The following is an 18,438-nucleotide window of genomic DNA, read 5'->3' on the forward strand; positions in this document are numbered from 1 at the left end:
GGCGTGCCTCCCACCCGTCGCCGGCCCAACTTCGTCGCGTTCATCGCCACCGGGGCGATCCTCGGTTTCGTGCTCGGATCCGTGGTCGCGCACTTCGGGGGCAGCCGGGACACGACCGAGTACGGGCGCAGCTTCAGCGACTCCTCGGCGGTGCTCTTCCTCGGGATCCTGGGCGCCTGCGTCCTCGGGCTGGTCGCCGCGGTCGTCGCCGTCCTGCTGGAACGCCGCGACTGACCCCCTCGGCGCTGTGGGAGACTGAGCCACGTGGCACGCGGCGACGGACAGCTGACGCACGACCTCCTTCCCGGTGAGAAGGGCCCGCAGGACGCCTGCGGGGTCTTCGGCGTCTGGGCTCCCGGCGAGGAGGTGGCCAAGCTCACCTACTACGGGCTCTACGCGCTGCAGCACCGCGGGCAGGAGTCGGCCGGCATCGCGACCTCCGACGGGCGCAGCATCCTCGTCTACAAGGACATGGGGCTGGTCTCCCAGGTCTTCGACGAGCGCTCGCTGGCCTCGTTGCGCGGGCACCTCGCGGTCGGCCACTGCCGCTACTCCACCACCGGCGGCTCCACGTGGGAGAACGCCCAGCCCACGCTCGGGGGCCACGCCGAGTCCACCGTCGCCCTCGCCCACAACGGCAACCTCATCAACTCCGCCGAGCTGCGCGAGCTCGTGGCCGAGCGCAAGGCCGAGGGCTACAACCACGGCGGCGGTGAGCTGGTCCGCGGCAACACCACCGACACCGCGCTGGTGACCGCACTGCTCGCCGACGACCCCGACCGCTCGCTCGAGGCCGCGGCCATGGAGCTGCTGCCCAAGCTGCGCGGCGCCTTCTGCTTCGTCTTCATGGACGAGCACACCCTGTACGCCGCCCGCGACCCGCAGGGGATCCGTCCCCTCGTCCTCGGTCGCCTCGAGCGCGGCTGGGTCGTCGCCTCCGAGACGGCGGCCCTCGACATCGTCGGGGCCTCGCTCATCCGTGAGGTGGAGCCGGGCGAGCTCATCGCCATCGACGAGGACGGCCTGCGCTCGCAGCGCTTCGCCGAGACCGCCCGCAAGGGCTGCGTCTTCGAGTACGTCTACCTCGCCCGCCCCGACACCACCATCAACGGCCGCGGGGTCCACGAGTCGCGCGTCGAGATGGGGCGCGCGCTCGCACGTGAGCACCCCGTCGAGGCCGACCTCGTGATGCCCACCCCGGAGTCCGGCACGCCGGCGGCGATCGGCTACGCGCAGGAGTCGGGCATCCCCTACGGCCAGGGCCTGGTCAAGAACTCCTACGTGGGCCGCACGTTCATCGCCCCGTCGCAGACGATCCGCCAGCTCGGCATCCGCCTCAAGCTCAACCCGCTGCGCGAGGTCATCAAGGGCAAGCGCCTGGTGGTGGTCGACGACTCGATCGTGCGCGGCAACACCCAGCGGGCGCTCGTCCGGATGCTGCGCGAGGCCGGCGCCGCCGAGGTGCACGTGCGGATCTCGAGCCCGCCGGTGCGCTGGCCCTGCTTCTACGGCATCGACTTCGCGACCCGGGCCGAGCTCATCGCCACGGGCATCGGGGTCGAGGAGGTCTGCACCTCGATCGGTGCCGACTCCCTCGGCTACATCAGCGAGGAGGGCATGGTCGCGGCCACCGAGCAGCCCCGCGACCAGCTGTGCACGGCCTGCTTCTCCGGGCGCTACCCGATCGAGCTGCCCGACTCGAGCCGTCTCGGCAAGAACCTCTTCGAGACCCTGCCGCTCGACGTCGACGGCGTGAGCCTCGGGGTCGCCGGCGGCGCGTCGGACGCCCTCAGCCGACCCTGACGCGGCGCGCCGCGCCCCGTGACCCGATGTCCAGCGTGACCAGACCCGACGCGTGACCACACCGACCAGCCGCACCAGCCGGAGGACCCCTCGATGACCGAACCGATCACCTATGCCTCCGCCGGGGTCGACGTCGAGGCCGGGGACCGGGCCGTCGAGCTGATGAAGGCCTCCGTCCGGCGGGCCACCCGGCCCGAGGTGCTCGGTGGCCTCGGAGGGTTCGCCGGCATGTTCGACGCGAGTGCCCTCGCGGGGATGACGCGTCCCGTGCTCGCCACGAGCACCGACGGGGTCGGCACCAAGGTCGCCATCGCCCAGGCGCTCGACCGCCACGACACCATCGGGTTCGACCTCGTCGGCATGGTCGTCGACGACATCGTCGTCTGCGGGGCCGAGCCGCTGTTCATGACCGACTACATCGCGACGGGCCGCGTCGTGCCCGAGCGGGTCGCGGCGATCGTCTCCGGCATCGCCGCGGCGTGCGAGCAGGCCCGGGTCGCCCTGGTGGGCGGCGAGACCGCCGAGCACCCCGGGCTCCTGGAGCCCGACGAGTACGACGTGGCGGGCGCCGCCACCGGGGTCGTCGAGTACGCCGACGTGCTCGGCCCCGACCGGGTCCGCCCCGGGGACGTCGTCCTGGCGCTGGGCTCCAGCGGCCTGCACAGCAACGGCTACTCCCTCGTCCGGCGCGTCGTCGCCTCGGCGGGCTGGCAGCTCGACCGCCACGTCGAGGACTTCGGGCAGACCCTGGGTGAGGAGCTGCTCACCCCCACCCGCGTGTATGCCGCGGACCTGCTCGACCTCGTCCGCACCGACGGGATCGACGTCCACGCCCTGTCGCACGTGACCGGCGGCGGCCTCGCGGCCAACCTGGCCCGCGTCCTGCCGCAGGGCGTCCTGGCCCGCCTCGACCGCTCGACCTGGACCCCGCCGGCCGTGTTCTCCACCATCGGCGCGCTCGGTCAGGTGCCGCGGGCCGACCTCGAGCGCACGCTCAACATGGGCGTCGGCTTCGTCGCCATGCTCCCCGCCGAACAGGTCGACGCAGCCACCCGTGAGCTCTCCTCCCGAGGCATCCCCGCCTGGGTCCTCGGCGAGGTCGAGGAGCTGGAGGGCGCGACGCCGGAGGCCGGCGTCGAGATCGTGCACGGCGCCAAGGGCGTCGACGGCGGCGCGGTGCAGGTCGTGGGGGACCACCCCGCCTGAGTAGCGGCGCGGATGGGGCGAGCCCCCGGTCGGCCGCCACACTGGCCGCCATGGACAGCCCCCGCAGCCCCCGGTCGACCACGGCGTGGTGCTGGTCGGCGGCCGTCGGCTCGCTGGGTGCCCTCGTTCTCGTGCTCGTGGCGATGGCGTTCACCGCGCTGCTGGGGTTCGTGGGTGCGGTGGTGGGCGCGGTGACGCCCGAGCACCCCCTGGACACCACGCGGATCACGGCGACCACCGGTGCGGCCGTCCTGGTCTGCCTCGGTGTCTCCTGGGGCCTCGGGTGGGTGGTCGCGGGAGCAGCCGAGGGCCTGACCCCGCGGTGGCTCGCAGGCCTCACGACCGGCCTGCTCGGGGCCGCGGCAGGCGGGGCCGTCCTGGCCCTCGGGCTGGGTCTCGGCCCCTTCTAGATGGGCAGGCGCCGGCGTACCGTCGTGACGTGGACGCGGGGTCGGCCGAGCGCGAGGACGTCGTGGTGCGCCAGTACCGCTACCTGCTGCGCACCGCACCCGCCGATGCCTTGGAGGTGGCGCACGTCGAGGCCCTCCCGCAGCTGCGGTGGCGCGAGCGCGGTCTCGTCCTGGCAGCCGTGCAGGACGGCCTCGTGGCGGGCCTGCGGCTCGACCGCGACCAGGTCAGGGCGCTGGCCCACCTCGTGACGCTGGGGGAGCGGCGCTCCCCGGGGGCCTTCCTGGCCGCCGTCGACCCTGTGACGCTGCGTCACCTCGCCGACCTCGTGGTCGTCGCCGAGGCCTCGTTCGGCCTCTTCGGCGGGTATGCCACGTGGGACGGCAGCGACCCCGTCGCGCCCGAGGAACCGTGGACCGACAGCGGGTTCGCCGAGCGGTGGAGGACCCCGCTGACCGTCCGCGTCGTCTACCTCGACTACACCGGTGGCCCCAGCACTCCGGACTCCTTCGGGCGCGGTCGCTGACTTCCCGAGGCAGTCCGCGCCCGCGGACGGCCCTGACGACCTACCCTGTGCCATGGCCAAGAAGGACCGTGGAGGGGACCGGCCCGGCGAGCGCGCGCAGGCGCCCGGGCGGGTGGTGGACGAGGACCCGGTGGTGCGGCAGTACCGCTACCTGCTGAGGACGGCGCCGGTCGACGCCCTCGAGGCGGCGCATGTCGAAGCCCTCGCCGGGGCCCCCGACGGGGTGCGTGAGGCCGTGCTCGACGCGGTGCGGGAGGCGTTCGTCGCGGGCCAGCGGGTCTCGCCCGACCGCGTGGCCGTGACCTCTCGCCTCCTCGTCGCGGGCGAGCGTCGCAACCCCGGGGCGTTCCTCGTGGCGTGCGACCCCGGCACGCTCGGGGTCCTCGCGAAGGACGTCGTGGGCTCGGAGGCGGCGTTCGGCCTGTTCACCGGGTACGCCACCTGGGACGGCGCGGAACCGGGCCCTGCCGACGTCGGCGTCGACCACGGCGGGGCCCCGGTCATCGGCACCCAGCCCGACCCCGCCGCCGAGGCCAAGGCCTTCGCAGCCGGCCACGGCAGCACCGTCCTCCCGTGGGGAGGAGCGGGCGTCGGTTTCTGAGGCCGGGACCTTCCACGCTCCTGCATCTGGCGCAGCCGGCGGACGCTTTCCGGGTGAGGCGCGTCCCCGGGCGCGTGCCTAGCCTCGTACGGTGCCCCTCAAGAACCCCTTCAGGCGACCCCCGGAGGAGCCCGAGCCGGTCGAGCCCCCGCACCTGCGCGCCTACCGCTACCTGCTGCGCACCGCGCCCCCGGAGCAGCTGGACAAGCTGCACCGCGACGCCCTGCGGTCGCTCGACCCGGCCGTGCGCGGCATCGTCCTGCGCACCGTGCAGGAGCGGCTGCTGTCCGGCCGCGACGTCACGGTCGACGACATCCGGCAGCTGGCCCGACTCATCACCGCCGGGGAGGTCCGCACCCCCGGGATCCTGCTGTCGGCCTTCGGCGACGTCGCGCACGAGCGGCTGGCCCGGGCGGTCCTGCGCCAGGCCGAGGGGAGCGACCTGCTCGATGCCTACGACACCTGGGACGGCGCGGAACCCGCGATGCCCGCCCCGCCGACGACTGCGACGTCTGCGCCTACGGGGCCGGCCGTATCCTCCTCGCCCGCGGAGGAGCAGGGCCGCACGCGGCGGACCCGTCGGGCGCCCCTGCTCGAGGAGGCCTGAGGGGACTGCGCCGCCCGGTGCAGGTCCTCTGTCAGTGCGCGAGCTCCTCGAGCAGTGCCTCGGTGGTCGTGAGCCGCACGAGCGGGCCGTAGAGCGCCATCACGTCGAGGGCCTTGGCGTGGTTGGCGTCAGTCGAGCCGGCACACGCATCCGTCACGACGGTCACCGAGGCGCCGGCGTCGGCCGCAGCCAGCACGGTCGAGATGACACAGCAGTCGGTGGCCACCCCCGTGATGACGAGGCGAGGGCTCTCGCCCACGACCGGCAGCAGCTCGGCCCACTTGCCGAAGGTCGGTGCCGTCACGGTCCGCGCGGGCAGCCCGGCCACCTCGTCCGTGAGCGCGTAGAGCGGGTCCTCGTCGCCCACGAGGGCCCAGGGGAACTCCTCGTAGTAGGGCGCCCAGGCACCTTCGGGTCGCTCCGGCGCGACGAACCGCGTCAGCACGGTGCGCTCGCGGAAGGCGGGGGCGAGGCGAGCCACCCGGGCCGCGGCGGCGCCGTACCGGGGGGCGCACCAGGGGCTGGTCGGGTCGCCGAAGACGCGCTGGAGGTCGATGCCCACCAGCCACGCCGGCTGGGTCACGTGCCGGACCCGGCGCGCTGTTCCTGCCGGCGCACCGTCCCGCGCCGCAGCACCAGGGTGGCGACGAACGACAGCACGAGCGCGAGCAGCACCCCGAGGTTGGCGTAGGGCCAGTTGCCGTCCCAGTAGGCGCCCGAGGGGTCGTCGACGAACCTCCCGAGACCGAGCGGCTCGAGCAGGTAGCCCTGCCAGTTGTTCCACGAGGCGTCCGTGGCGAAGTTGTTGACGACCAGGCCCCAGCCGAGCACCGACGCCACGACCATGGTGCCGATCGACGCCCAGTCCCACGCGCCGTAGCGGCCGGCGGGGTCGAACAGCGCCTCCTCGTCGTAGTCGCGCCTGCGGAGCACGATGTCGGCGATCATGATCCCCGCCCACGAGGCGAGCGGGACGCCGAGGGTGATGAGGAACGACTGGAACGGGTTGATGAAGCTGTCGGCGAAGAAGACGACGTAGATGGTGCCGAGGGTGAGGATCACGCCGTCGACGAAGGCGGCCCTCGGCCGGGAGATGCGCACCCCGAGGGAGAGCAGCGTCAGGCCGGAGGAGTAGATGCCGAGGACGGCGCCGCTGACCAGCGCGAGGATCGCCGCGAGCAGGAACGGCACGAGGAACCAGGTCGGCAGGATCGTGGCCAGGGTGCCCACGGGGTCGGACCCGATCCCGTCGAGCAGCTTCTTGTCGGAGCCCGCGAGGGCCAGCCCGAACGCCACGAGCAGGACCGGGGCGAGCGCCCCGCCGAAGGTGTTCCAGGCGACGATCGAGGGGCCGGAGGCATCGCGGCGCTGGTAGCGCGACCAGTCGGCGGCGATGTTGATCCAGCCCAGGCCGAACCCGGTCATCACCAGGACCAGCGCCCCGACGACCTGCTGGGTCGAGCCCGAGGGCAGCGCGGTGACGGCGTCCCACCTGATGTGGCCGACGGTCAGGGCGATGTAGACGAGCGTGGCCACCCCGGTGATCCAGGTCAGCCACGACTGCAACCGCATGATCACGTGGTAGCCGGCCACGGAGGCCGCGACGACGAGCCCGGCGGTCACGAGGCTGGCCACGACCTTGGTGGTGGTGCCGCCGCTCCAGCCGAGCTGGGTGAAGATCGTGGCGGTGGCGAGGGTGGCGGTGATGACGAGGAACGTCTCCCAGCCGATCGAGGTCAGCCAGGACACGACACCCGGCACCTTCTGGCCGGTGACGCCGAAGGCCGCGCGCGACAGCACCATGGTCGGTGCCGACCCCCGCTTGCCGGCGATGGCGATGACCCCGCAGAGGGCGAACGACACCACGACCCCGACCAGGGTGACGACCAGCGCCTGGGCGAAGGAGATGCCGAAGCCCAGGACGAAGCCGGCGTAGCTCATGCCGAAGACCGACACGTTGGCCGCGAACCAGGGCCAGAACAGGTCGGACGGCCGGGCGGTCCGGTCGGCCTCGTCGATGATCTCGATGCCGGTCGTCTCGACCCCGAGGCGTCGCGTCTGCTCACGCGTGTCTGTGCTCATGGCGCGAGCGTAGACCTGTGGGTCTGCCGCACCACGGCGCCGCGGCACGCGCGTATGACGGCGTGCCGCGGGGCCGCGGTGGTGACACACGGACCCGAGGGTCCGCGCATGAGGTGTGGTGGTCGGTCAGGCGCTCAGGTCATCGCTGACCCGACGCCCACTTCCCGTACTCGTCGTACTCGTCCTCGCCCGCGGAGTCGTCGGAGACGCGCTCCGGCTCCGCGTAGGAAGACCCGTGCAGTTCTCGCTCAAGCGCGCTCAGGTCGGTGTTCGGGGAGAAGTACTTCAGTTCCCGAGCAACCTTCGTCTGCTTGGCCTTGGCCCGGCCGCGCCCCATGGCGTGACCCCCTCATGCGTCTGCCGGGACGGCATCGCTCGGGCCGAGGCGTCATGCTGACGTCTCGACTCCGCGGAGCGGTCCCGGGAATCGTGTATATGTCGTGGGGCCAACGCTACATGAGCGTGGCAAGTTTGGCCGCAGGACTCCCGGGTCCGGGGCCCCCGGAGGGGCCGGGAACCGGTGTCACCCGGGCAATCCGGGCCGAAGGAAGCCGCACGCGGGCGGTCGGCGCCTCCCCGTCGGCCCGGCGCCGGCTCAGCGGGCCGGCAGCCAGATGCCACCGGCGGCCCTGGCGGCCATGCGCTCCTCGGCGATGTGGTCGGCGGCCGCGGCAGGGGTGCTGCCGTGCGCGTCGGCCGTCTGCAGCACCTCGAGCGTGTGGTCGAAGATGGCCGTCGCGGCCTTCTTGGCCCGCTCGAAGTCGAAGCCGTGCAGCTCGTCGCTGACCTGGATCACGCCGCCGGCGTTGACGAGGAAGTCCGGGGCGTAGGTGATCCCGCGGGCCTTGAGCTGGTCGGCGGTCCCGCCGGGGCCCTCGGTGACCAGCTGGTTGTTGGCGCCACCGCACACGACGGTCGCCTGCAGGGCGGCCACGGTCTGCTCGTCGAGGGCGCCGCCGAGGGCGCAGGGGGCGTAGACGTCGATGTCGGAGCGGATCAGGGTGTCGGTGTCGGCCACGACCTCGATCTCGGGGTGCGCGGCGACGAGGGCCTCCAGTGCCTCCTCGTTGACGTCGGTGACGACGACGCGGGCGCCGTCCTCGAGCAGGTGGCCGGCGAGGATGCGCCCGACCTTGCCGACGCCGGCGATGCCCACGGTGCGGCCCTCGAGGGTGGGCTTGCCCCACAGGTGCTGGGCGCAGGCGCGCTGGCCCTGGAACACGCCGTACGCGGTGAGGACCGAGGAGTCGCCCGCGCCGCCGTTGGCCTCGGAGCGTCCGGTGGCGAACCGCGTCGTCTCGCTCACGACGTCCATGTCGGCGACGTAGGTGCCCACGTCGCACGCGGTGACGTAGCGGCCGCCGAGGCTCTCGACGAACCGTCCGTAGGCGCGCAGCAGCTCGGGGGTCTTGTCGGTCGCCGGGTCGCCGATGATGACGGCCTTGCCGCCGCCGAGGTCCAGTCCCGCGACGGCGTTCTTGTAGGCCATGCCCTTCGACAGGCGCAGCACGTCGCTGAGCGCGGCCTCCTCGGAGGCGTACGGGTAGAAGCGCGTGCCGCCGAGGGCCGGTCCGAGGGCCGTGCTGTAGATGCCGATGATGGCGCGCAGCCCGGTCTCCCGGTCGTGGCAGAACACGACCTGCTCGTGCTGGGACATCGAGGCGACGGCGGACGGGGCGGTGGGCGACGAGGACGTGGTCACGGTGGTGACTCCTGGAGCTCGGGGAGGGCGCTGACGGGTGGGTGACGGCGCGGGTCGCGCGCCTCCACACAGCGTATTGCGACCACATGCTGGTCGGGTGACTAGTCCCAACGGACCATCACGGATGACCCGTAAGGAATGTTCCCAAGAGGTCCTGCTTGTCCGATTATTGAAGGACGTCCCCCTGCACGAGGAGAAAGTCATGGTTACTCGCACCACCGAGGTCGAGAAGTTGCTCACCCCCGCGGAAGTGGCATCGCTGTTCCGCGTGGACCCCAAGACCGTCACCCGCTGGGCGAAGGCCGGGAAGCTCAACTCGATCCGCACGCTCGGAGGCCATCGCCGCTACCGGGAGGCCGAGGTCAGGGCACTTCTCTCCGACGTCATCTGAGCCGCTGGGCCGGCAGCCGGGAGCAGGGCCCGGGTGCCGCAGGCCAGCACTCGACGAACGTCACGGCCTCGCCGCTGTGGGCACTGCCCCCTGGTGAGGGTCGGCGCCGGTTCCGGTCGCCACCGTGCCCCCGCACGGCGCCACCGGGCTCCGGTGTTCGCTAGGTTGCCCCGATGGCACCCGACTCCGTACGCCGCGCGGACCAGCCCGCGCGGCCGGGCCGAGGCCCGCTCGCCGGCCTGACGGTCGTCGAGGTGGGGGGCATCGGCCCCGGTCCGTACGCAGCGATGCTGCTCGCGGACCTCGGGGCCGCGGTGGTGCGCGTCGACCGCCCCGAGGAGGACCTGCGCGGCACCCATGCCGTGCTGCTGCGCGGCCGGCGCTCCGTGGTGCTCGACCTGAAGTCCGACGAGGGGCTGCGCGCCGTGCTGGCGCTCGTCGAGCGCAGCGACGTGCTCATCGAGGGGTTCCGCCCAGGGGTGGCGGAACGGCTCGGCCTCGGGCCGGACGTGGCGCTGCGGCGCAACCCCCGGCTCGTCTACGGCCGGATGACCGGGTGGGGCCAGGACGGCCCGTACGCCGCGCTGGCCGGCCACGACATCACCTACCTCGCGGTGAGCGGGGTCCTCGACGCCTTCGCGGGCGACGACGGTCGCCCGGTGCCGCCGCTCAACCTCCTCGGCGACTTCGGCGGCGGTGGCGCCATGCTCGCCCTCGGTGTCGTGTCCGCGGTCCTGCACGCCCGGGCCACCGGTGAGGGCCAGGTCGTCGACGCCGCGATCGTCGACGGGGTCGCCAGCATGACGGCGATGCACCAGTCGATGCTCGCCTCCGGCCTCTGGGCGTCTCCCCGTGGCGACAACCTGTTCGACGGCGGTGCCCCGTTCTACCGGTGCTACCGCACCCGCGACGACCGGTGGGTGGCGGTCGGGGCGATCGAGCCCCCGTTCTACGCCCGGCTCCTCGACGCCCTCGACATGTACTCGCCCGAGCACCTCGCGGGCCAGCTCGACCGCACGTGGTGGCCGCAGATGCACCGTGAGCTCGAGATGAGGTTCGCGTTGCGCACGATGGCGGAGTGGACGCAGGTCTTCGGCGGGCGCGACGCCTGCGTGGCGCCCGTGCTCACCATGGCCGAGGCCTGCGCCGATCCCCACCTGCGGGCTCGTGGCACGTACGTCGACCAGCAGGGTGACGGGCCCCCGGGTCACCAGCCCGGCGCCGTACCGAGGTTCTCGGCGACCCCGGGGCAGCCGGGTGGCCCGGCTCCCGAGCCCGGAGCCCACACCCGGGAGGTCCTCGACGAGCTCGGGCTTGGGAGGACGGACTAGCCGCGCTCACCCGAACGGGGGACCGGACCTTCAAGGGTTGGCAAAGTCCGGTGACCCGACATCCCCCACCCGTGTTTCATCGTCACGTAACTTGCGCACGTGAAATCAAGGAGCCATCAGTGACCAACAGCCTCGGCGTCTTCGTGCAGGACCAGATGAACCTGCTCGGCTGGAACCGTGCCGTCCTGGCTGAGCGCACCGACATCGACGAGTGGATGATCGCCACGATCCTCGACTCGCCGGTGCTCGCCGGCTGGCCCGAGGGCGAGGACATGCTGGCCCTGGCCCGGGCCTTCTCCGTCCCCGTCCGCGAGGTCGTGCTGCGCGCAGCCGAGGGGTGCGGCCTGCACGTCATGGCCCCGATGAACCCCACCGAGACCCTCCTCCTCGCCTCCAACGAGGAGCTCATGCGCGAGGTGCGCCGGCGTCTGGCCCTCGGGGCCCGCACCGGCGGCTACCTCGCCACCCCGGCCCAGCGCTGGGACGTCGAAGCGGTCTGACGGGCCACACCGCCCGGCGAGCGCAACCCGCTCGCGCCGAGTACTCCCCCAGCTCGGCTCGGACCACCCGCTCCGTCGTGGGGCCTGCGTGTCCTCAGGCCCCACGACGGAGGGCGGCGGCGAAGTCCTCCAACGCCGACACCGACTCCTCACGAGCCCTGGCCAACCCGGCCAGGGCTTCGTCGTCGGCGAGGCCGCCCTCGTCGCCGAGGTCCTCCAGCTCCTTGCAGAGCGTGGCCAGGGCAGTCGCGCCCAGGTTCGCGGCGCTGCCCTTGAGCGCGTGGGCCGCCCTGCCCATGTCGTGGGCGCACCCGGCGTCCCGGGCCTCGACCAGCGTCGCCAGCGTCTGGGCGGAGCCGGTGCCGAAGCGGCCGATGAAGCGCAGCAGCATCGACGGGTCACCGGGGTCGAGGTCGAGCAGCTCCTGCAGCCGGGCGCGGTCGAGGACGCCGGCGTCGACCTCCAGCACGTCGCTGGGGGCGTCCGACGGCTCCGACGTGCTGGTCGGGACCTCGGTGGTGCCGGGCTGCTCGTCGGCGTCGTCCGACGGTGCGGGCACCCACCGGGCGAGCGTGGCGCGCAGCAACGACACGTCCACGGGCTTGGTGAGGAAGTCGTCCATGCCGGCCAGCAGGCACCGCTCGCGCTCACCGGCAATGGCGGCGGCGGTCATGGCGACGATCGGGACGCGGGTCCCCGCCGGCTCGGCCGCGCGGATGGCCCGCGTCGCGGCATACCCGTCCATCTGCGGCATCTGGCAGTCCATGAGGATGGCGTCGTAGGCGCCCGGGTCGGCGGCGTGCGCCGCGACCCCGACCGCGCCGTTCTCGGCCACGGACGCGGCGTACCCGAGGCTCTCGAGGATGCCGACGGCCACCATCTGGTTGACGGCGTTGTCCTCGACGACGAGGACGTGGCCGAGCCGGCCGACCGGCTCCCCGGGCTCGGGCCGCTCGACGACGACCGGTGCGGGGTGGCTGGCGTGGCTGGTGCCCGACGGGGCGGACGCGACCGTGGCCAGGCTGTCGAACAGGTGCGAGGCGAAGACGGGCTTGGTCAGCGCCAGGTCGATGCCGGCGTCGAGCAGTGCGGCGGCGTTGAGGTCCATCGAGGAGCTGAGCAGGATGATGCGGGTCTGCGCGAACCGGCCGTCGCCGCGGACCATCCGGGCGAACTGCTCGCCGTTGACGCCCGGCATGAGGTAGTCGAGCAGGACGATGTCGAAGGGCGACCCCCGTCGGTCGGCCTCGTCGAGCATGCCGAGGCCCTCGACCCCGGACGAGGCCAGCGAGGTCTCGACCTTCCAGGCGGCCAGCTGCTCCTCGAGGATGAACCGGTTGGTCTCGTTGTCGTCGACGACCAGGACACGCAGCCCGGCCACCGCGGCGGTACCGGGCGCGGGGCGGCGGGGGAGCTCGGCGGCGGGGGCGAACGTCGCGGTGAACCAGAAGGTGCTGCCCGACCCCGGCTCGCTGTTGACGCCGATCTCACCGCCCATGGCCGTCACGATCTGCCGGGAGATGGCCAGGCCCAGGCCGGTGCCGCCGTACTCCCGGGTGGTCGAGGTGTCGCCCTGGGAGAAGGCGGTGAAGAGCCGGGCCTGCACCTCGGGACCCATCCCGCTGCCGGTGTCGCTGACCTCGACGCGCAGGACCACCTCGTCGAGGGTGGTGCTCTCGACGGAGGCGCGCACGACGACCTCACCCTGGGCGGTGAACTTCACCGCGTTGGACGTGAGGTTGGCGACCACCTGCCCGAACCGCACCGGGTCTCCGCTCACGGCCTGCGGCAGGTCCGGCTGGCATGAGATGGCCAGCTCCAGGCCCTTGGACCGGGCCTGCTCGGCGACGATGGTGCTGTTCTGCTCGATCACGGCCCGGGGGTCGAAGTCGACCCGCTCGAGCTCGAGGCGCCCGGCCTCGATCTTGGAGAGGTCGAGGATGTCGTTGACCAGCGCCAGCAGGTGGCGACCGGCGGCGTCGATGCCGTCGGCGAGGCGGCGCTGCCGCTCGGTCAGGTCGGTGCGCCCCAGCAGCTCGGACAGGCCGATGACGCCGTTGAGCGGGGTGCGGATCTCGTGGCTCATGGTGGCCAGGAACTCCGACTTGGCCACGGATGCGGCCATCGCGTCGTCGCGGGCACGCGCCAGGCGCTCGCGGGTCCACTCGCGCTCGGCGACCCGGGCGAACAGGGCCGAGGCCTGTCCCATCGTGACCCCGTCGCTGTCGGACAGCACGGTCGTCGCCCGGGTGTCCATGGAGATGACGCAGGCCGCGCGGTCCTCGGCGACCACCGGCACGGCCACGAGCATCGTGCCCTCGGTGGTCGTGGACACCTCCGGCTTGCGCGACTTCACCGCCAGCCGGGTCAGCCGCAGCGCCTCGAGCCGGTCGGCCTCGGGCGCCTCGCGGACGTCGCCCGCGACCGGGCGCAGCTCGTCGTCGTGCTCGACCATCCAGGCCGCGACGGGGCGCCAGCCGGTGTGGGTGGCGACGTCGACCAGGATCCTCGGCACCACCTCACGGAGGCTGGTCGCCTCGTTGGCAGCGGTGGCCATGGCCGACAGGAGGGCGAGCGCCTGCTCGGCGTCCTTGGTCGCGGTGATGTCCTGGGCGGTGCCGCCCATGCGGACGACCGTCCCGTCGGCGTCGCGTACGACCCGACCCCGCCCACGGATCCACATGAGCGTGCCGTCCACGCGCACCACCCGGGCGTCGAACTCGAAGACGTCGGTGCCGGCCATGGCCGCGCCGATCGCCTGCGTGACCGCCTGGCGGTCATCGGGGTGGAGGTGGTCGATGAAGGACTGGTAGTCGGGCACCGTGCTGCTGCTGGGGTCGACCTCGTAGATCCGGTAGAGCTCGTCGGACCACGTCACGACGTCATGGGTGACGTCCCACTCCCAGCTGCCGATCCGCGCGATGCGCTGGGCCTCGGCCAGCTGCTGCTCGCGCCGTTGGAGGGTGTCGATCAGCCGGCGCTGCTGGCTGTACTCGGTGACCCGGTGCAGCCAGCCGACGTGCTCGCCCTCGTCGTCCCGGATCGGGGTGTGGCTGACCAGTGCCCACAGGCGCGAGCCGTCCTTGCGCAGCAGGCTGCACTCGAGGTTGTCGCCCGGCTGACGGCTCGTCCGCAGCTCCCGGAGGTGGTGGCGGAAGTCCTCCTTGCCCTGGTCGTCGAGGGTCTCGAAGACCGACAGGCCCTCCATCTCCTCCGGCGTCCGCCCGAGCAGCTCCGCGAGCCGCGTGTTGGCCAGGACGGTGCGACCCTCGGCGTCGAACACCCACAGGCCGTCCGGGGAGGCCTGGACGAGCCAGCGGCTGAGGTCCCGGGGCTGCGGATTCCCGGAGGCGAGATCGTGCACAGGGTCGATCTTCACCGATCAACGCCACCCAAGCACGGTCAAACACCCGAAATCGAGACCATAGGTTTGCACGACGCGAGTCTTCCGAGGCGCGGACCGGCGCCGCTAGCGTGGCCACCGGCCGCACGTGGCGGCATCCGACAGCACCGGGGGCGCCGATGAGCACCGACCAGAGCCCACCACTGGCCGTCCCCGAGCCGCTCGGCCGGCCCGAGGCCTACCAGGCCCCTCCCGCGACCTGTGACGTCGTCATGAAGGGCGGCATCACCAGCGGCATCGTCTACCCGTGGGCGGTGTGCGACCTCGCGACCCGCTACCGGCTGGTCAACGTGGGTGGCACCTCGGCGGGAGCGATCGCCGCCGCAGCCGCCGCCGCGGCGGAGTACGGGCGGCACCGTGACGGCGCCGGGTACCCCGTGCTCGCCGGCCTCCCGGGGGCGCTCGGGGCGACGGAGCAGGGCCGGTCGCGCCTGTTCACGCTGTTTCAGCCACAGCGCCGTACGGCTCCGCTGCACACGCTGCTGGTCGCCTCGCTCGCAGGCGGGGGTGGGGGGTCGCGGACCGCCCTGGCCCTGCGTGGCCTGCGGTCGGCGGCGATGGTGACGGGCGGGTGGTGGCGCCTGCTGCTCGGAGCCCTGCCGGGGGTGGTCCTGCTCGCTGCCGCCGGCGCCTGCGGTCGTGCATGGGTCGCGTGGGTCGTCGGCGTCCTCGGCGCGCTGCTCGTGCTGGTCGGGCTGCTGGCCGGGACCGTCTGGGTCCTGGGGCGGGTGCTCCTGCGCGACGTGCCCGACAACCTCTACGGGATGTGCAGCGGCATGGACGGAGAGGGTTTCGGCGGCGCGCCCGCCCTGACCCCGTGGCTCACCGACCTCCTCGACCGCGCGGCGGGTCTCGCGGAAGGCACGGCCGGGCCCACCGGGGGAAGCGGGACCGGGCCCCTGACGTTCGGCCACCTCTGGGCCGGTCCGGGCGCCCCTCGGCTGGAGGGCTCGGCCCGGCCCGCGTCGCCGGCCATCAACCTGGAGGTGATGACGACCTGCGTGACCCGCAGCCGGCCCTACCGGATGCCGTTCGAGTCGGTCGGGTTCTACGTCGACGCCGACGAGCTGCGGCGGCTGTTCCCCGCAGCGGTGGTCGACTGGGTCCTGGCGCACCCCGCCCCGGTGGGCGGCTCGCCGACCGACCGCCGTCGCCGCCGCGTCGCTGACGAGCTGCTCGCCCCGCTGGTGCCCTTCCCCGCCGCGGCCGACGTGCCGGTCGTCGTGGCGGCCCGGATGAGCCTGTCGTTCCCCGTCCTCATCAGCGCCGTGCCGCTGCACGCGGTGGACCGGGCCACCAACACCGGGCCGCTCGACCGCATCAGCGCCGTCCTCGTCGCCGTCGCGGCCGAGCAGGGGAGTGGCCGGGCGGCCGGGCCCGAGGAGACCGAGGAGGGCGACATCGTCCGTGAGGCCGTGCGCCGCCTCAGGGCAGAGGGTGTCTCGCTGCACGCCGACCGGGTGTGGTTCTCCGACGGCGGGATCACGAGCAACTTCCCGATCCACTTCTTCGACAGCTTCGCGCCCACGCGGCCCACCTTCGGCGTCAACCTGCGCCCGCACCACCCGGCGCACCCACCGGTGCCCGGTGACGAGGCGAGCTCGGTCTACCTGCCCGTAGGGAACGGCGCCGGTCGCGCCCAGGCACCCAACCTGTTCGACGCGGCCGGGCCCACGCTGCCGGGGTTCGGCAAGGCGATCCTCGACACCATGCAGAACTGGAACGACCTGCTCCAGCTCCCGCTGCCCGGCTTCCGCGACCGCATCGCCCACGTCAGCCTCTCGCCTGACGAGGGCGGCATGAACCTCGCCATGCCCCCGGCGCGGATCGCGGCCCTCGCGCGGCGGGGACAGCTCGCCGGCCAGGTCCTGCGCGAGCGCTTCTCGATGCCGGGGGACAACGGGTGGACAGGCTGGGAGAACCACCGGTGGCTGCGGCTGCGCACGAACCTCTCGCTCGTGGAGGTCGCCGGCGGCCAGGTGGCCAAGGCCCTCGGGCCGGCCGGGAGCCACCCTGACGGGTCCCACTCGTTCAAGGACCTGCTCGACCTGCCCGTCGGCGGGGCGCCGTCGTACAACTGGGAGAACCAGGCCCAGCGCCGTCGCGCCCGCACCGCCGTCGCGGCGCTCGCAGGCGCCTCCCCGGCGGGCGTCCCGGAGACCCAGCGGCTGGGCCACAAGGCTCCCCAGCCCATGCCGGCGCTGCGCATCGTCCCGCGAGAGTGACCTCGAACCCCGCCTCGCGCCCCTGACCCGTACCCCTCCGTTGGCGACTCAGCGGCGGCGCAGGACCGACCGCAGCACCAGGAACAGCACCATCGCGAGGACCTGGCCGCCGATGGCCACGCGGGTCACGTCGAGCGCCGGCTGCCACGAGACGTCGGGTCCCTTGACCACGAAGACGCCGATGGGTCGGGCGTCGACGCCTCCGCCGCCACCCGACCCCTCGTTGGCCTCGGCGGTGCTCGCACCGCCGCCCGCCCCTCCGCGGACACGGGCCACCGGGATGATCAACGTCCCTTCGTGCTCTATGGGCTCGCCGAACACGCGCTTCACGGAGAGGTCACTGGTGACCTTCGACAGCAGCTCCTGGAGGTCCATGGGGGTCACGCTAGGTCGGCTGGTCGGCCCTGCTCAGGGCCGAAGGGCCCTGTCCGCGTCAGGTGGCCGGTGAGGTCTGGCGACGGCCCAGGGCATGGTCGATGGCCAGCATTCCCGCTCCGATGAGTCCGGCGTCCGCGCCTGCGCGAGCCTGGACGATCTGGAGGTGCTCCGTGGCCAGGGGCATGGAGCGGGAGTAGACGATCTCGCGCACCCCGGCGAGCAGGTGTTCCCCCACTGCCGCGATCGACCCGCCGATGGCGACGACCGCAGGGTTGATCAGGCTCACACAGGTCGCCAGCACCTCGCCGATGTCGCGCCCGGCCTGACGAACGGCCTGGATCGCGACGAGGTCGCCGGCCTTGACGAGCTCGATGACGTCGGCGCTGGTCGTGGCGGGCACCCCTGCCCTCGCCAGCGACGCGGCGATGGCGGGCCCCGAAGCCATGGCTTCCAGGCAGCCGTAGTTGCCACAGTGGCAGGGGACGTCGGCGCCACGCGCGATCTGGACGTGCCCGAGGTCGCCGGCGATGCCCTGCGCCCCGCGCTGCAGCCGGCCCCCGGAGATGATGCCCGAACCGATGCCGGTCGCGACCTTCACCAGCATGAAGTGCTCGACACCGGGCCAGCTGTGTGACTGCTCGCCCAGGGCCATGATGTTGACGTCGTTGTCGACGAGCACCGGGACCTCGAGGTGCTGGCGCACCCAGCCCGGAACGTCGAACCGGTCCCACCCGGGCATGATCGGCGGGTTGATGGGGCGCCCGGTCGAGAACTCGACCGGGCCGGGGAGGCCGATGCCGACCGCGACCAGGTCCCCGGCGTCCCGGCGCACCTCGTCGAGCAGGGACTGTGCTGCTTCCACCATCCACCCGAGCACGCGCTCGGGCCCGTCGGCGATCGCCATGCCCACGCGCTTCCGGGCGACGATCGATCCCGTCAGGTCCGTGAGTGCGACCGCCGCGTGGCTCGCGCCGAGGTCCGTGGCCAGGGCCAGTCGAGCGGTGGGGTTGAAGGCGAACTGGGACGGCGGTCGCCCTCCGCTGGAGGCGGCGCCCTCGACCGGCCCGATGAGCCCGAGCTCCATGAGCCGGTCGATGCGCATGGCCACCGTCGCCCGGGAGAGCCCGAGGTGGGAGGCGACCTGCGCCCGCGTCCGCGGCTGGGCGTCGCGCAGGAGCTGGAAGACCTGGTCGGTGCCCTCGCCGTCGAGCAGGGCGGGGCTGCTGCGGACCGTCGTCGTCATCCTCGAACCCCCCTTCCGGCTGTGCACCACCA

At 73.1% G+C, this 18,438-nt stretch carries 18 protein-coding genes; 11 read left to right on the forward strand and 7 right to left on the reverse strand.

What is annotated here, in order from left to right:
- Positions 1 to 3: 3 nt before the first annotated feature.
- From ABEA42_RS09925 to ABEA42_RS09955, 7 genes are all read left to right on the forward strand, one after another.
- Entirely contained in the window at positions 4 to 234 is a 231-nt protein-coding gene (locus ABEA42_RS09925) for a hypothetical protein (RefSeq protein ID WP_345502925.1), read from the forward strand.
- A gap of 30 nt (positions 235 to 264) precedes the next feature.
- Entirely contained in the window at positions 265 to 1,803 is a 1,539-nt protein-coding gene (gene purF, locus ABEA42_RS09930; RefSeq protein WP_345502926.1) for an amidophosphoribosyltransferase, read from the forward strand.
- A 93-nt stretch (positions 1,804 to 1,896) separates the two neighbouring features.
- Positions 1,897 to 3,009: a phosphoribosylformylglycinamidine cyclo-ligase gene (gene purM / locus ABEA42_RS09935; RefSeq protein WP_345502928.1), complete on the forward strand. Its 1,113-nt coding sequence runs from the start codon at positions 1,897 to 1,899 to the stop codon at positions 3,007 to 3,009.
- 50 nt (positions 3,010 to 3,059) lie between these two features.
- Complete coding sequence (locus tag ABEA42_RS09940; RefSeq protein ID WP_345502930.1) at positions 3,060 to 3,419, forward strand: hypothetical protein; 360 nt, start codon at positions 3,060 to 3,062, stop codon at positions 3,417 to 3,419.
- Positions 3,420 to 3,448: 29 nt separating this feature from the next.
- Positions 3,449 to 3,943 (forward strand): hypothetical protein, encoded by a 495-nt coding sequence (locus ABEA42_RS09945; RefSeq protein WP_345502931.1) that lies wholly within the window; start codon positions 3,449 to 3,451, stop codon positions 3,941 to 3,943.
- A gap of 52 nt (positions 3,944 to 3,995) precedes the next feature.
- Entirely contained in the window at positions 3,996 to 4,544 is a 549-nt protein-coding gene (locus ABEA42_RS09950; RefSeq protein WP_345502933.1) for a hypothetical protein, read from the forward strand.
- Positions 4,545 to 4,635: 91 nt separating this feature from the next.
- Positions 4,636 to 5,151, forward strand: a complete 516-nt coding sequence (locus tag ABEA42_RS09955; RefSeq protein WP_345502934.1) for a hypothetical protein — start codon at positions 4,636 to 4,638, stop codon at positions 5,149 to 5,151.
- A gap of 31 nt (positions 5,152 to 5,182) precedes the next feature.
- Here the strand turns inward: ABEA42_RS09955 and ABEA42_RS09960 are convergent, their stop codons facing one another.
- The 4 genes from ABEA42_RS09960 to ABEA42_RS09975 form a co-directional block, all read right to left on the reverse strand.
- Positions 5,183 to 5,734, reverse strand: coding sequence for a cysteine hydrolase family protein (locus ABEA42_RS09960; RefSeq protein ID WP_345502935.1), 552 nt, complete (start codon positions 5,732 to 5,734; stop codon positions 5,183 to 5,185).
- Positions 5,731 to 7,233 (reverse strand): purine-cytosine permease family protein, encoded by a 1,503-nt coding sequence (locus ABEA42_RS09965; protein WP_345502936.1) that lies wholly within the window; start codon positions 7,231 to 7,233, stop codon positions 5,731 to 5,733. Before ABEA42_RS09965 ends, ABEA42_RS09960 begins: the two co-directional genes overlap by 4 nt.
- 139 nt (positions 7,234 to 7,372) lie before the next feature.
- A complete protein-coding gene (locus ABEA42_RS09970; RefSeq protein WP_345502938.1) occupies positions 7,373 to 7,570 on the reverse strand; it encodes a DUF3073 domain-containing protein in 198 nt (65 codons plus the stop codon).
- A gap of 258 nt (positions 7,571 to 7,828) precedes the next feature.
- Positions 7,829 to 8,935: a Glu/Leu/Phe/Val dehydrogenase dimerization domain-containing protein gene (locus ABEA42_RS09975; protein WP_345502939.1), complete on the reverse strand. Its 1,107-nt coding sequence runs from the start codon at positions 8,933 to 8,935 to the stop codon at positions 7,829 to 7,831.
- A gap of 202 nt (positions 8,936 to 9,137) precedes the next feature.
- Between ABEA42_RS09975 and ABEA42_RS09980 the strand changes: the two genes are divergently transcribed.
- From ABEA42_RS09980 to ABEA42_RS09990, 3 genes are all read left to right on the forward strand, one after another.
- A complete protein-coding gene (locus tag ABEA42_RS09980) occupies positions 9,138 to 9,326 on the forward strand; it encodes a BldC family transcriptional regulator (protein ID WP_056884367.1) in 189 nt (62 codons plus the stop codon).
- A 173-nt stretch (positions 9,327 to 9,499) separates the two neighbouring features.
- Complete coding sequence (locus tag ABEA42_RS09985; protein ID WP_345502941.1) at positions 9,500 to 10,657, forward strand: CaiB/BaiF CoA transferase family protein; 1,158 nt, start codon at positions 9,500 to 9,502, stop codon at positions 10,655 to 10,657.
- A 119-nt stretch (positions 10,658 to 10,776) separates the two neighbouring features.
- Complete coding sequence (locus ABEA42_RS09990; protein ID WP_345502943.1) at positions 10,777 to 11,157, forward strand: hypothetical protein; 381 nt, start codon at positions 10,777 to 10,779, stop codon at positions 11,155 to 11,157.
- 94 nt (positions 11,158 to 11,251) lie between these two features.
- Here the strand turns inward: ABEA42_RS09990 and ABEA42_RS09995 are convergent, their stop codons facing one another.
- Positions 11,252 to 14,536, reverse strand: a complete 3,285-nt coding sequence (locus tag ABEA42_RS09995) for a response regulator (protein ID WP_345502944.1) — start codon at positions 14,534 to 14,536, stop codon at positions 11,252 to 11,254.
- Between the two features lie 143 nt (positions 14,537 to 14,679).
- Between ABEA42_RS09995 and ABEA42_RS10000 the strand changes: the two genes are divergently transcribed.
- Positions 14,680 to 16,785 (forward strand): hypothetical protein, encoded by a 2,106-nt coding sequence (locus tag ABEA42_RS10000; RefSeq protein ID WP_345502945.1) that lies wholly within the window; start codon positions 14,680 to 14,682, stop codon positions 16,783 to 16,785.
- Between the two features lie 48 nt (positions 16,786 to 16,833).
- Here ABEA42_RS10000 and ABEA42_RS10005 read toward each other — a convergent pair whose 3' ends face one another.
- Together ABEA42_RS10005 and ABEA42_RS10010 are read right to left on the reverse strand one after the other, a co-directional pair.
- The gene (locus ABEA42_RS10005) at positions 16,834 to 17,160 is read right to left on the reverse strand and encodes a spore germination protein GerW family protein (protein WP_345502946.1); all 327 of its coding nucleotides are present in this window, start codon (positions 17,158 to 17,160) and stop codon (positions 16,834 to 16,836) included.
- Between the two features lie 58 nt (positions 17,161 to 17,218).
- Positions 17,219 to 18,406 carry an ROK family transcriptional regulator gene (locus tag ABEA42_RS10010; protein WP_345502947.1) on the reverse strand — a complete coding sequence of 396 codons (1,188 nt, stop codon included), beginning with the start codon at positions 18,404 to 18,406 and terminating at the stop codon, positions 17,219 to 17,221.
- Positions 18,407 to 18,438 lie beyond the last annotated feature (32 nt).

Origin of the sequence: Pedococcus ginsenosidimutans, from assembly GCF_039544395.1 — a bacterium.
GTDB classification, from domain to species: Bacteria; Actinomycetota; Actinomycetes; order Actinomycetales; family Dermatophilaceae; genus Pedococcus; species Pedococcus ginsenosidimutans.

Bases quoted from the DNA above. Each gene is read 5' to 3' on its own strand.
- ABEA42_RS09985 (WP_345502941.1), top strand. From the start codon at position 9,500: ATGGCACCCGACTCCGTACGCCGCGCGGACCAGCCCGCGCGGCCGGGC.
- purM (WP_345502928.1), top strand. From the start codon at position 1,897: ATGACCGAACCGATCACCTATGCCTCCGCCGGGGTCGACGTCGAGGCC.
- ABEA42_RS09940 (WP_345502930.1), top strand. From the start codon at position 3,060: ATGGACAGCCCCCGCAGCCCCCGGTCGACCACGGCGTGGTGCTGGTCG.
- ABEA42_RS09965 (WP_345502936.1), bottom strand. From the start codon at position 7,233: ATGAGCACAGACACGCGTGAGCAGACGCGACGCCTCGGGGTCGAGACG.
- ABEA42_RS09980 (WP_056884367.1), top strand. From the start codon at position 9,138: ATGGTTACTCGCACCACCGAGGTCGAGAAGTTGCTCACCCCCGCGGAA.
- ABEA42_RS10010 (WP_345502947.1), bottom strand. From the start codon at position 18,406: ATGACGACGACGGTCCGCAGCAGCCCCGCCCTGCTCGACGGCGAGGGC.
- ABEA42_RS09970 (WP_345502938.1), bottom strand. From the start codon at position 7,570: ATGGGGCGCGGCCGGGCCAAGGCCAAGCAGACGAAGGTTGCTCGGGAA.
- ABEA42_RS10005 (WP_345502946.1), bottom strand. From the start codon at position 17,160: ATGGACCTCCAGGAGCTGCTGTCGAAGGTCACCAGTGACCTCTCCGTG.
- ABEA42_RS09950 (WP_345502933.1), top strand. From the start codon at position 3,996: ATGGCCAAGAAGGACCGTGGAGGGGACCGGCCCGGCGAGCGCGCGCAG.
- ABEA42_RS10000 (WP_345502945.1), top strand. From the start codon at position 14,680: ATGAGCACCGACCAGAGCCCACCACTGGCCGTCCCCGAGCCGCTCGGC.